Origin of the sequence: Pseudovibrio sp. Alg231-02, from assembly GCF_900143565.1 — a bacterium.
Lineage (GTDB): Bacteria > Pseudomonadota > Alphaproteobacteria > Rhizobiales > Stappiaceae > Pseudovibrio.
In genome coordinates, this window is sequence record NZ_FREX01000003.1 from 158,841 (window position 1) to 171,380 (window position 12,540).

Consider the following 12,540-nt stretch of genomic DNA (forward strand, 5'->3'; position numbering starts at 1 on the left):
CGGCGTCCCTACTCACGCATTGCGTGGGCGATCTGATCGACCATTGGCTTCATGATGTATGAGATCACCGTGCGGTTTTCTGTTTGAATGAACGCCTCGACCGGCATACCCGGCACCAGATTTTTACCACCCAGCTTGTCCAGCTGATCTTCTGAGATTGTCAGCTCAGCCATATAGAAACTGAGACCGGTTTTGGGGTCTTCCAAAAGATCAGGTGAGATCGTCTTCACCTGAGCTGTCAGCTCGGGTGTTGTGCGTTGATCAAAGCTTGGCAGGCGGATCGTTGCTTCCTGATTGGGCGTCAACTGATCCACATCGATTGGCTGCACCTGCGCTTCAATCACCAGAACGTCTTCACGTGGCACAACTTGCATCAACACCTCTCCGGGAGCGATAACACCGCCGATGGTGTGAATGGTCAGGTCGTGCACTGTGCCAGACTGGGGTGATTTGATTTCCATGCGCATCAGCTGGTCCTGTGCAGCGATCTTCTTTTCTTCAAGTTGAGCAACCTCTGCCCGGACTTGCTGAAGCTGTTCCAGTGTCTTTGTCAGCACATCTTCTTCGATCTGCATGATCTGAATATTGCGCTCCGCGATGGCTTCTTCTGTCTTAGCGACCTGAGCTATGAAGTCCCCATATTCACCCTGAAGCTTGGTTTTTTCGCGCTTGAGGGCTGTGACACGGGACTCTGTAACCAGTCTTTTGGCCAGTAGTTTGTTGAGGTCTTCCAACTCGCCATCGATCAGGCTGATCTCGATTTCTTTGGCATCTCTTTGTTGAGACAGTCCATCAATTTGCTTTCTATACTGCTGAATCTGAGCACGCATCTGGTCCTGTCGGCCACGCAGGTTCTTGGTCTTCGCAACCATCATCCGGCGTTGCCCTTCCTGAATGGTGTTCAGGACCTGAGAATGTGCATCATCTGTGGCTCGTGTTGAGAAGAGTATTTCTTCTTCTCCATCACGTTCTGCGATCAAACGGGCTTCCTGCGAGTAAAGATTGTCGAGCTGTTTGGTCACGACAGCAAGGTTGGCGCGGGTCACTGTGTCATCAAGGCGGAGTAGGGTGTCTCCGACTTCGACAGTGTCCCCGTCAGTTACCATGATGGAGCGGACAATTCCGCCTTCCATGTGCTGCACATTCTTGGTGTTGGTTTCAACGACAATGGTACCTGGAGCGATGATCGCGCCGCGGATTTCCATCAGGCCGCCCCAGAGGCCTACGCCTCCAACAAGGATAACAACCAGAAGACCAGCGCAGATCAGATGGAATCTAATGCTACCCTTGATCTGCTTGTCACTTTCAGAATGATTATACATTATGCTGCTCCTCGTTTGGCAGGAGCTTTAATTGCTGCTTTTTGCGGGACTTGCTGAGTTTGAACCGGGGTTACAAGTTGCTTCATAACCTCATCTCGCGGACCAAAGGCAGCTTGTCGGCCATCATTGAGCACAAGCACCTTATTAACCGCCGCAATCGCACTTGGGCGGTGGGCAATGACAATGACGATCTTACCCCGGCCCCGCATCAGTTTGATCGCATGGGTCAGGCAGGCTTCACCTTCAGAATCCAGGTTGGAGTTAGGCTCATCCAGAACGATGAGGAAAGGCTCACCATACATGGCACGGGCGAGGGCGATGCGCTGACGTTGGCCGCCAGATAAGGCATAACCACCACTACCGATAATCGTGTTGTAACCATCCGGCAGGCCCGTGATGAACTCATGGATACTGGCAATTTTCGCAGCTTCGATGACATCATCAGGGTTTACGTCTTCCTTGAACCGGGAAATATTCTCCGCAACCGTGCCATCAAACAATTGAATGTCCTGCGGCAAGAAGCCCACAAATTCACCGATACGCTCCGACGTCCATTGATCAAGCTCTGAGCCATCAAACCGGATTGATCCTGTCAGCGCATTGGTGATGCCGACAATCGAGCGGGACAGTGTTGACTTGCCAGAACCGGACTTGCCAATCACGCCAAGGCCTTCGCCAGCTGCAAGACTAAATGAGATGCCTTGCACGATTGGCTGGCGGATACCGACCGGGCCACATGCCACACTGTCCAGATCAACTTTCTGATGCGGAAGGGGCAGCTCCATCACGTTGTTGGTGTCATCTTTATTTTCGACGACCTTGCGCAAACGGGCGAGGCCCTGTCGTGCAGCCAGAAAACCTTTCCATTGGGAAACTGCTTGCTCAACAGGGGCCAAGGCACGGGAAGACATGATTGAAGAGGCGATCATGACACCAGAGGTGACCTCCTGCTGGATAACCAGCCATGCACCCATGCCAAGCATGGCGGACTGCAAGATGAAGCGGAAGGTTTTGACGGCTGTTGAGAAAAAGGCAGCTCGGTCGCCCGCTTTGCGCTGCTTGACCAAGTAGGCATCATTGCCCTTGTGCCATCTGTTCTTCATCGTTTCCATCATGCCCATTGCCTGAATGACTTCAGCATTGGAACGACTGGCTTCAACGATGGCAGAGCGGCGGTTTGTTTCGGCTGCAGCCTCGCTTGAAGGTCTGCGGGAGGTAAGTTCATTTACTCCAACGAGCGCACAGATGATCAATGCCCCACCGATTGCCATCATGCCAAGATAGGGATGGAAGAGGTACACGATACCGAAATAGAGTGGCATCCACGGCAAGTCGAAGATGGCAGCAGGGCCTGGGCCTGAAAGGAAACTGCGCACCTGATCCAGATCCTGAACCGGGCGCATCTTTGCACCTTTGGGGCCGAGAATAAGCGGTAGGCTCGTTGAGATTTCGTAGGAAACACCAGAGAGCTGGGCATCTACACGTTGCCCAAGACGGGACAAAACACGACTGCGAAGTGTTTCCAGAATTCCATAGAAAAGGAAAAGGACGCCAACAAGGGTTGCTAAAACGACAAGCGTTGGGACCGACCCACTCGCCAGCACGCGGTCATAGACCTGCAGCATAAAGAGTGGTCCTGTCAGCATCAAAATATTCAACAGCATGCTGACGCCACCAATTCCAACCAGTGCGGACCTTAGAGATCTGAATGCACTGGTGATTACAGATTCTTTCTGTCGTTGGCTGCCGGGCATAAGCTTTTCTCTCAATTGCTTCGGGAATTAAAGCAAGAAACCCCCTCCCGGTAATGACCGGGAGGGAGCAGTTCTTTTCGTTAGCTCATCGATCAGATCAAGTTATCGTCCTGATTGACCGAATGCATCTGATCTACAACACCGCCTTCTTCAGTTACGATGGTGTTGAAGTCGTCAGCTTCGAAGTTCTCCGCAGAGAGGTCTTCTACGCTGATGCCGTTCAAGGTGTAGGTGTGACCACCGTTATCCAGAACCTCGATCACAACACTGTTGTTCTCTTCCGTGATCTGAACCTGTGATGCATTCAGATTACCGAAATCAATGGTGTCGGTAGCAGGGTCGAAGTTTGTGATGACTTCTTCTGATGCCCAATCCCAATTGATCTGAACGGTATCGCCTCCGATTGCTCCATTGCCATTGGCCGCAGCTGCAAGAGCTGGTTCAGGAGCATTCTGAGCTTCACGAGGTCCAGTTTCCTGTTCAGCTTCCTGAGCAGAAGCGGCAACCGCATCATCGTCTCTGTCATTGGAAGCAGCTGCTTCCTGTGCAGTGGTTGATGCTTCAGGAGCCTCTGGAATGTAGGTAGAGTCTACACTTTCAGCTTCGGACTGAGTTCCCACATCTGCCAGATTGTCAGCATTTGACAGGAAGTCATCAATCTTAGCCTGAGCAGCTGCATCATTTGCGATGATGCTGTTTGCTGTCAGATCAGCTACGACAATGCCAACCAGCAGAAGTGACCGACCACCGTTACCCGGCAGAGTGAACAACACACCATTGTCGGTCTGTTCCACTTCGAACTGGCCGCCGCCAATCCAACCGATGTTCACGGTATCCTGTTCCGGATTGAAGTTTGCGACTTCTTCCTGCTTGCCCCACTGCCAATCCAGTGTGAACTCACGAGGTGAACCATCGCCCGGATCAACTGGGTCAACCGGATCCACTGGATCTACAGGATCGACCGGGTCAGGATCTGGGGTTGGGTCTGGGTCCGGAGTTGGATCTGGATCCGGAGTTGGGTCGACAGGTGGCTGTGAACCTTCACCGCTGAGCAGATCAAGGATTTCCTGCAATGTAGATGGATCTTTAATGTCGAAGTTATCGGCATTCAGATCCTCAAGGAACACACCTTCCAGCAGGAGGGTTTGTCCACCATTTGAAGGCAGGGAGATCACGAGACCGTCTTCAGATTCTGTGAAGCTGATCTGGTCTGCACTGATCCAACCAATACTGATCTTATGTTCCGCTGGGTTGAAGTCGGTGATAACGCTGTTTTCACCCCAAGCCCATGTGAACACGACCACACCATCACCAGGAACCTGACCTGGAGTGCCTGTACCCGGATCAACTGGGTCAACCGGATCGACTGGATCAACTGGATCAACTGGGTCCGGATCTGGATCAGTTGGGTCGACTGGGTCAACCGGATCGGTTGGGCCGAAGTCACCCGGTCTGGTCTGGTGGCCATCCGTTGTGTCGCCAGCTGGCGCTTCCGGAGTCAACAGGCCTTCACGGCTAACGAGGGTCACGTCACCCTGATCAAATCCGAATGGAACTTCAAGGTTATCTTCCATAACCTGATCGAAGTGGAATTCCAGCTGACCTGGAACCAGATCATCAAGAGAAATGCCTTCGAACAGGAAGCTCTGACCACTTGGCAGAGTAGAGATCAGCAGGCCGTCGTCGGTTTCTTCAACGCTCAGACGCTCACGTGTACCGTAGTACAGGAAGCTGATCTTCATGGATGATGGGTCAAAGTCAGAGATAACTTCGTGTACGCCGTACTCATGAGACCGGATGTAGACTGTGTCGTCTTCGCGAGGGCCCACGCCTTGTTCCCAAGAGACCACGCCACCAAGATCTTGACGGAGGTGTTCATTACCGACCACTCCGAAGTCTGAGATGTCGACATCCTGGAAGGTGACGCCCTGCACGATTTGTGCAGAAGAGCTCCACGGGCTGTCGAGAACAATTTCACCAGCAGGAGACTTGGTCACGATGAGGCCGTGAACAGATGTTCCGCCGAAGTCCAGCTCGTCCCGATCAGGGTCAAAGCCAACGATATCGTCTGCGTTTACGTCAGCGCGGAACTTGGAACCACCTTCATCGGTCGTGCCGGTGACTGTTGGTGGGTTTGAACCGTCGTTGTCGTAAACAAGCTCGTATCCGCCGCCCTGACTTGGGTCTGGCACTTCAACGGTCTCACCAATGGCAGAGACAACTTCGTTGAACGCAGACTGGTCTGCGACAGAGAAGTTTGCCAAAGACAGATCGGAGAGTGTCACACCCTGGAAGATGGTGGTGGACATGATGTTACCGAACTGATCAGTGATCACGATGCGGACTGTTTGTCCGAGTGCGTCGCCGCTTTCCTCGAAGATTTCAAACTGTTCGCCAGTCACACCTTCCAGAATATGGATCATGTCAGAGGATGGATCGAAGTCTGCGATGACCTGAGACTCACTGTCCAGACCGAGCATATACATGTCGCCAGTATGGCCACCATGCCCATCATCGCCATCGCCTGGATCAACCGGGTCGACAGGATCTACCGGGTCAACGGGATCAACCGGATCCACAGGGTCTACCGGATCAACAGGATCTGTTGGTTCTTCAGGCTGAGTGTTTCCGCCAACAAGGTCTCTGATCAATTCAGCTGCTGATGCATCCTGAATGGAGAAGTTTGCCAGTGTCAGGTCAGCAAGTGCAACCCCGGCCAGGAGCAGCGTCTGCCCGCCATTGGACGGAATAGAGAAGAGCACACCGTCTGGTGTCTCGGTTACTTCGAGCTGGTCAGCACTGATCCAGTCAACGAAGATCACGCCATCTTCTGTATCGAAGTCGTTGACGACTTCCTGTTCACCATAGGACCATGTGACAACCACATCGGCATCTTCTTTTGGAACACCAACGCCTGGCAGAGTGCCGTTCAGGCCTTCTTCGCCAGTCAGACGATCCTGGAAGTAGTCGATTGCTTCATCAACAGTTGGGCTTTCAAAGCCGCCAAACTGCTCAACATACTGCAGAATTGAGGTGCCGTATTCATCCTGAGAAACGTTGCCGCCCTGCAGGAGAGCAAGTGTACCGTATGCGCCACGCAAGTGGGCAGCAGCCAAAATACCCGTCAGTGTGAGGGTTACGCTGACTTCCTGACCGTTCTGCTCGTAGGTAAAGTCCTGTCCAATAAAGTCGTCCAGTGACTGGCCGCTGTTGGACAATCCGTTTTCGATAATCTGGAGATTGAAGCCAAATGCTTCCTGAATGGCAACTTCCTGTGCTTCAGGAGTCATAAACTCTTCTAGTGAGTCGACGCCGTTTTTACCGGTCCAGGTACCATCCCAAGTGTTAGTGGATGCGCCGTTGCCGTAAAAGACATCATCATCATAGTAGCCCAGATCGATAAGCAGAGCTTCACCGAACTGGTAGCCGACGAACCCAAGTGAGTTGGTGGAGCGATAAGACATCGCACTCCATTGGTCGTCGTTCAGATCCCCCCAACTGTCATACTCTGGAAAGAAGTCTTGCACCGGACCGCCTGCCCATTCAGTGAGCTGCCAATCCTGAATTCTGCCGTCGTTGTATCTTTCGCGATCCCAACCGGATTCGAAAGCCCGCAATGCGTCACGGAATTCGTCATATGTGCCACGATAGTCCATTGTATTCCCTCAGTTTTTATTGAGAGGTCCCAGACAACTCCGAAATTAAAGGAGCAAGCCGAATTGCTAAGGTCCGGAAGGCTCACCGAGCCGCTCTCGTTAAAAACGAACGTTGATGCGATCTGACTGCAATTTTGATCTTTGCGTTTCCAACAGCGCATTGTTTGCAGTGCATCTGATCGCTTCCGCGTTCGACGAGGCTGATTTTTCTGGAAATTGGGGCCAAATTTCGAAAGAAAAATGGAGTATTTATTACAGACGAATTTAAAAAAATCTCTGCGATTCAATGTTTTACATCACAGAATACCGTTTTTAGAATCTAACGATTCTGTTTTCTCTCAGTATTTCCGCGGCTTAACGATTCTATTGATTTAGAAAGATCTTTGGTATTTTATTGGCGTTTAAGGTGCCTTATTTGCCTTATTTGGCTTGTATTACTTTAGGATATGTACCTACACATTCTTGTGAATTATGCGGATATCACAGGTGCTGAACGCACTATCAGGCTTCCGACTCAAAGTGCCTAAACAATCCCTAAAATTCTACCCGCATACATTGCTGATTTTAGTGATCGGCATTTGCCCCCAAAATGAGAATGGTGACTAGTTCATTCTGGGAGGAAGCTATGGCCACGATCGCTATAAGCATGGCTTTGGCTCTGTGCTTTACGTCCATTGCCCTTTTGTTTCTTGCCGTAAAAAACAGGTGGTCTGCCCGCTACAGGGTTCTCAGGCGCAAAGTACCGATCAAAGGTGAGTTTTCCCTCCACCCGCTTAATCTCATTCGTGAAGAAGAAGAGAAGATCGAGAAAGAGCGCCTTAAGCGGCGGGACGATCTTTAAGGGCGCTTACGCTGCTTCTGTATAGTCAGAACAGCAAACGACCTGGGTTGCCCATCCAGGAACGCAGGCCGCAACGCGTGATTATGCTGTACTTAGGACGGACGTAGCTCTGACCAGGATTTGCCGAGGTTCTGACCTTTTGCCAGATGGCCCCACTTGGTTTCCAGCATGCGGTCATCAAGGTGGTAGACCGAGCGGAGCAGGTCGGTTGTTACAACATCCTGCGGCGTGCCGTGCGCAACCAGATTGCCGTGGTTCAGCACAAAGATCTTGTCGGCATAGACGCAGGCCAGATCGATATCATGAAGGACTGCGATAACACCGCCGCCTTCATTCGCGTATTTGCGGCCTGTCTCCAGTACGTCGATCTGGTGCTTTAGATCCAAACTCGCAGTCGGCTCATCCAGAAACAGATAGTTGGCACGGCCATTTTGTCTTGGTTCCCAAACCTGACAAAGCACACGAGCCAAATGAACACGCTGTTTTTCGCCGCCAGACAGTTCCTGATAGTACCTGTTCAGGTAGGACGTGAGGCCGACACGATCCAGAGCTTCCAGAACGCGTGGACGTAGTTGCTTTGCGCTTAGGCCATGACTGCCGGAGACCAGACCCAGCATAACAACCTCTTCAACAGAGAACGGAAAGGACAGCTGCGAGCTTTGAGGCAACACCGCACGGCGGCTTGCAAGCTCGACTGCGGGGACTGACCAGATAGACGTTCCATCCAGCATTACGTCGCCTTCTGATGGCGACAAATCACCCGTCAGGCATTTGAGAAGCGTCGACTTGCCGGCGCCATTGGGGCCGATGATTACTGTCAGTTCTCCCGGACAACTGCGGAAGTAGATGTCTCGGAGAAGTTTTTTTGTGCCAACGCTAACCGTGATGTTTATTGCCTCAAGCATCTGGAATCCTCACAATTGGACTTGGTTTTTGCGGCCAAGCAGGATGGAAAGGAACACAGGTGCGCCAATAATTGCCGTGATGATGCCGATTGGCAGTTCAGCAGGCGCGACCACCGTTCTGGCAACAACATCAGCGGCAACCAGTAAGGATGCACCGAGCAATGCACAGGATGGCAGGAGGAAGCGGTGGTCTGGTCCAATGAGCAGTCTCAAGACGTGGGGCACAACAATCCCGACAAAGCCAATTGCACCAGCCGCCGCAACAGAGGCTCCGGTTGCACCCGCAACCAGAATAATAATCAAACGTTTGAGGTGTTGTGTGTTGAACCCCAGATGAAAGGCTTCAGCTTCACCCAACAGAAATGCATTCAAACCCTTTGCAATGAATGGGAGAGAAACGAGCACAGCCAGAGCAAAAGGAAGTGTGGACCAGACTCTTGGCCATGTGGAACTTCCCAGTCCGCCCATGCCCCAGAATGTCAGGTCTCTGAGTTCTTCGTCTGTGCTACCGAAAACGAGAAACCCTGTGACAGCACCAGATAATGCGCCAAGCGCAATGCCTGCCAGCAACATGGTCGCGATGGAGGTTTGACCTCGACGGGTTGCGACTTTGTAGAGCAGGGCGGTTGTTGCAGCACCGCCGACAAAAGCGCCCCATGGGAGGAGGTAGACCGAATAGTCATCCAAAATCCATGCAGGCAGACCGGAAGACAGAGTGATCACGCAGACTGCGGCGAGGGCAGCACCTGATGAAACTCCCACCAAACCCGGATCAGCAAGGGGGTTTCGGAACAAGCCTTGCATCATCGCACCGGAGGCAGCAAGAGAGGCGCCGACAAGACATCCAAGTACCGTTCTTGGCATACGAATATCCATCAGAACGACTTTGTCTCGGAGCGTGAGTGCGGTTTCATCACCGAAGAGCCAGTAGTTAATTGCACCGAGGATATGTGAGACCGATACCTCAGTTGGCCCAACAGCCAGCGATACGAAGCAGACCACCAAAAGCAACAGGGTTAGTGCCTTAACGGCGTACTGCTGGCAGATTTCTCTGCTTGTTCTTGCATGGGTTACTGGTGACTTGAACGCCTCAGACAGTGTCATCTCACTCATGGCCGCCTGACCTCACGATTTTACGTCAGATTTAGCTGTGATTTTCACAAAGCGATCGCTCAGGTCGCGAAGGGCTTGCGCTGTGCGAGGGCCGAAGCCGAGGAGATAGACGCCGTCCATGACGATGAGGTTGCCGTTTAGGCCTGCAGGGGTGAGGTTGAAACCCTGTTCTTTGAGAATTTCTGATTGGTCGCTTGAGCCCGGACGAGACATCATCATCACAACATCAGGAGCCGCTGCAATCAGCGCTTCTTTAGAGACCGGTTTGTAGCCGCGCAGGTTTGCAAACACGTTGGTTGCACCAGCCAGTCCGATTACGGCATGAGCCCCTGTTTCGCGGCCTGCGACCAGCGGTTTTCCGCCTCCTTCAGAGATGACAAAGACAACTTTGAGCGGTTTTGCTTGCTGATGTGCGTAGGCTATTGCCTCATCAAGATCTGCTTTGACCTTTGCTTTCAGCGCTTTTGTTTCCTCTGGAAGCTGCAATGCGGTTCCGACCACATCAATCTTCTCAAGAATGCCTTCCGGGGAATAAACCTCTTTCACTTCCGTCAGCTTGATAGAAGCAGCTTTGAGGACATCAACCGCTGTTGATGGGCCAGAACCTTCCATCATGAGGATATGATCCGGATTGGTTGCGAGCACGCCTTCTGCGCTGAGAGCTCTCATGTAGCCCACGTTGGGAAGCTTTGTTGCCTCCTCGGGATAGAGACTTGTGGTGTCGACAGCGGCCAACCGATCCTGAGCTTCCAGTGCGTAGACAATTTCTGTCAGAGATGAGCCAATTGAGATAATGCGCTGATCATTTTGTGTGCCCTCAGCCTGGACCTGACCGATGAACATTCCAAAGAACAAGCTCAGGAGCGCTGCGGCCACATAAGGAAGCATGAGAGAAAATGAATCGAGGGCTCTGGTTAGAACACGCATGGTAGCACCCATTTGAGAGGAGGTATTTCATTCCTTCGGGCATGAGTGGCTTCTGGCTTCCCAAATTCGCCCAGTTTGTAAAACGCTATCTTTCAAAATAACATGAGTGAAATACTCATATTTATATATCGGGTCAATCTCTAAATTGAGCTGGGAAGGAAGACAGGCAAATATAAGAAATAATACTTGACTATTAAATTCATATTTTTCTACATACGCGGATCGAGAGCCTTTAACTGGCGTATCGTTAAGACCATTTTGCCAGCCAAGCGGTTTAAATCGCTAGCCAGCCTCCGCATACCCCTCCCATTCCTATTGTGGTATGTGTTTTGAGAGTGGCTCTGAAGACCTGAAACTTTGCTGAGCTTTTGACTGGAAAGGCTCATGTACTAATTGGCTAAGGAGTTCCGGCGTGTACATCGCAATGAACCGTTTCCGCGTGGTGCGGGGCAAAGAAGAAGAGTTTGAAACCGTTTGGAAAAATCGTGAGCGTCACCTGAGCTCCGTTCCCGGCTACATCGAATTTCGTATGCTCAAAGGCGAGACAGCTGAAGACCATACCCTTTATGCATCCCATACCACCTGGGATACCTATGAGAATTTTGTCGGCTGGACGAAGTCTGAAGCGTTTGCATCTGCTCATAAAGGCGCTGGCACCCGCATGAACTTCTATCTGGGCGGCCCACACTTTGAAGGCTTTGAAGTCATCCTGACCGAGACCCGCGAAGTCGCTTAAAGCCTTCCTGACTGGAAGCTACAACTTGCTGTAGCTTCCTTTCTCCCCCGTCCAAAGTATCAATTGCGCCGCTATACTTTGCATGCAAATTATTTGCATGCAAAATTTATGGAGTGTCTGTGATGCGCTTAGATAATTGCATTTTTTATCTGCTTTCCCGCAGCGCCAGAAGTGGTGCGCGGTTTTACAAGAAGCAACTGGAAGAGCTGGGACTCACACCGGTGCAATCCATTGTGTTGCAAGCCCTTGCTGTTCAGGACGGATGCACAACGTCTCAACTGGGCAAGGCTGCCGAATTGGACAATGCAACACTTACCGGTGTGCTGGACCGGCTATGCCCCGCCGGGTATCTGGAGCGCAAAGCAAGCCCGGAAGACCGACGGACCCAGCATATTTTCCTCACCAAGCAAGGTCAGGAAGTTTCCGAAATTCTTGACAGTTTAACCGAAGACGCGAACACCAGATTTCTTGCGGAGCTGAGTGATCGTGAGAGGGACGATCTCAAGGCACTTCTCACCCGACTTTAGGCTGGGCGCTCAAATTCATTTGAGCATTATTTTCATTGCGTAATCTGATTGAACACCAGCAATCACTTGCAGGATTACGCCTTTATCTCAAAGATTTTCAATAGGACGGATTGAAAAGATGGACGTAAAAGTGATGTCAGGACTGGAGTTCCTGAAAGCCATGCAGAAAGCGGGCAATCGTCCGCCAATGGCGGAAACCATGAATGTAGACCTTGATCGCATCGAGGATGGTCTGGTTCGTTTTAAATGCATGCCAACGAATGATCATCTCAATCCGGGCGGCACAGTGCATGGCGGCTATGCTGCGACAGCGCTGGATTCCGTTCTTACTCTTGCGGTTCAGACCAAGCTCAAAGACGCCTTCAATTTTCGCGGCACCTCAGAACTCAACGTCAAGTACATACGTCCCATTAAGGTAGGGCAGGTTCTTTACGCTGAAGGCCGCGTGGTCAGCATGACGCGCCAGACCGGGATCTCTGCCGGAGAAATCGTCGACGAAGAAGGTAAAATTTACGCCTACGCTTCTGGAACTGTGATGATCAAACCAGAATCCTGATCGCATAGTTTTGGATAGGAGCACATAATCGCCTCTATGTGCTCCTTCTTTTGTGGACAAATTAGCTGGCTAAATTAATTTATTTTTGTCTGCTATATTTTCTGTTCCGTTGGTTGAAACTCTTCAAAACTGCCAATTAATTAGAATTTATAGCCTTGAAATTGTGTCTTTTTATTCGATTAAATAATAGTTACAATGAAGGG

General features: G+C 51.3%; 10 protein-coding genes. 4 read left to right on the plus strand and 6 right to left on the minus strand.

Annotated elements, in window-relative coordinates:
* Positions 1-8: 8 nt before the first annotated feature.
* The 3 genes from DHN43_RS10255 to DHN43_RS10265 all read right to left on the minus strand — a co-directional run bounded on the left by DHN43_RS10255 (position 9) and on the right by DHN43_RS10265 (position 6,732).
* On the minus strand, positions 9-1,322 hold the full coding sequence (locus DHN43_RS10255; RefSeq protein ID WP_108818534.1) for an HlyD family type I secretion periplasmic adaptor subunit: 1,314 nt from the start codon (positions 1,320-1,322) through the stop codon (positions 9-11).
* A complete protein-coding gene (locus DHN43_RS10260; RefSeq protein ID WP_063286299.1) occupies positions 1,322-3,076 on the minus strand; it encodes a type I secretion system permease/ATPase in 1,755 nt (584 codons plus the stop codon). The genes DHN43_RS10255 and DHN43_RS10260 overlap by 1 nt, the downstream gene beginning before the upstream one ends.
* 92 nt (positions 3,077-3,168) lie before the next feature.
* Complete coding sequence (locus DHN43_RS10265; protein WP_108818535.1) at positions 3,169-6,732, minus strand: 1,4-beta-glucanase; 3,564 nt, start codon at positions 6,730-6,732, stop codon at positions 3,169-3,171.
* A gap of 625 nt (positions 6,733-7,357) precedes the next feature.
* Between DHN43_RS10265 and DHN43_RS10270 the strand changes: the two genes are divergently transcribed.
* On the plus strand, positions 7,358-7,573 hold the full coding sequence (locus DHN43_RS10270) for a hypothetical protein (protein ID WP_108818536.1): 216 nt from the start codon (positions 7,358-7,360) through the stop codon (positions 7,571-7,573).
* A gap of 92 nt (positions 7,574-7,665) precedes the next feature.
* Here the strand turns inward: DHN43_RS10270 and DHN43_RS10275 are convergent, their stop codons facing one another.
* The 3 genes from DHN43_RS10275 to DHN43_RS10285 are packed head-to-tail and all read right to left on the minus strand — an operon-like array spanning position 7,666 to position 10,518.
* Complete coding sequence (locus tag DHN43_RS10275) at positions 7,666-8,478, minus strand: heme ABC transporter ATP-binding protein (RefSeq protein WP_108818537.1); 813 nt, start codon at positions 8,476-8,478, stop codon at positions 7,666-7,668.
* Between the two features lie 9 nt (positions 8,479-8,487).
* Positions 8,488-9,591: a FecCD family ABC transporter permease gene (locus DHN43_RS10280; RefSeq protein ID WP_108818538.1), complete on the minus strand. Its 1,104-nt coding sequence runs from the start codon at positions 9,589-9,591 to the stop codon at positions 8,488-8,490.
* A gap of 12 nt (positions 9,592-9,603) precedes the next feature.
* Positions 9,604-10,518, minus strand: a complete 915-nt coding sequence (locus tag DHN43_RS10285) for a heme/hemin ABC transporter substrate-binding protein (RefSeq protein ID WP_208995173.1) — start codon at positions 10,516-10,518, stop codon at positions 9,604-9,606.
* Between the two features lie 412 nt (positions 10,519-10,930).
* Here DHN43_RS10285 and DHN43_RS10290 point away from each other — a divergent pair, with 412 nt between their 5' ends.
* The 3 genes from DHN43_RS10290 (at position 10,931) to DHN43_RS10300 (ending at position 12,337) form a co-directional block, all read left to right on the plus strand.
* A complete protein-coding gene (locus DHN43_RS10290) occupies positions 10,931-11,254 on the plus strand; it encodes an antibiotic biosynthesis monooxygenase family protein (RefSeq protein ID WP_057463125.1) in 324 nt (107 codons plus the stop codon).
* 122 nt (positions 11,255-11,376) lie between these two features.
* Positions 11,377-11,781: a MarR family winged helix-turn-helix transcriptional regulator gene (locus tag DHN43_RS10295; RefSeq protein WP_108818539.1), complete on the plus strand. Its 405-nt coding sequence runs from the start codon at positions 11,377-11,379 to the stop codon at positions 11,779-11,781.
* Between the two features lie 118 nt (positions 11,782-11,899).
* A complete protein-coding gene (locus tag DHN43_RS10300) occupies positions 11,900-12,337 on the plus strand; it encodes a PaaI family thioesterase (RefSeq protein ID WP_108818540.1) in 438 nt (145 codons plus the stop codon).
* Positions 12,338-12,540: the final 203 nt, after the last annotated feature.

Coding starts and splice junctions, on each gene's coding strand:
- DHN43_RS10300 (WP_108818540.1), top strand. CDS start 11,900: ATGGACGTAAAAGTGATGTCAGGACTGGAGTTCCTGAAAGCCATGCAG.
- DHN43_RS10270 (WP_108818536.1), top strand. CDS start 7,358: ATGGCCACGATCGCTATAAGCATGGCTTTGGCTCTGTGCTTTACGTCC.
- DHN43_RS10265 (WP_108818535.1), bottom strand. CDS start 6,732: ATGGACTATCGTGGCACATATGACGAATTCCGTGACGCATTGCGGGCT.
- DHN43_RS10255 (WP_108818534.1), bottom strand. CDS start 1,322: ATGTATAATCATTCTGAAAGTGACAAGCAGATCAAGGGTAGCATTAGA.
- DHN43_RS10260 (WP_063286299.1), bottom strand. CDS start 3,076: ATGCCCGGCAGCCAACGACAGAAAGAATCTGTAATCACCAGTGCATTC.
- DHN43_RS10280 (WP_108818538.1), bottom strand. CDS start 9,591: ATGAGTGAGATGACACTGTCTGAGGCGTTCAAGTCACCAGTAACCCAT.
- DHN43_RS10295 (WP_108818539.1), top strand. CDS start 11,377: ATGCGCTTAGATAATTGCATTTTTTATCTGCTTTCCCGCAGCGCCAGA.
- DHN43_RS10275 (WP_108818537.1), bottom strand. CDS start 8,478: ATGCTTGAGGCAATAAACATCACGGTTAGCGTTGGCACAAAAAAACTT.
- DHN43_RS10285 (WP_208995173.1), bottom strand. CDS start 10,518: ATGCGTGTTCTAACCAGAGCCCTCGATTCATTTTCTCTCATGCTTCCT.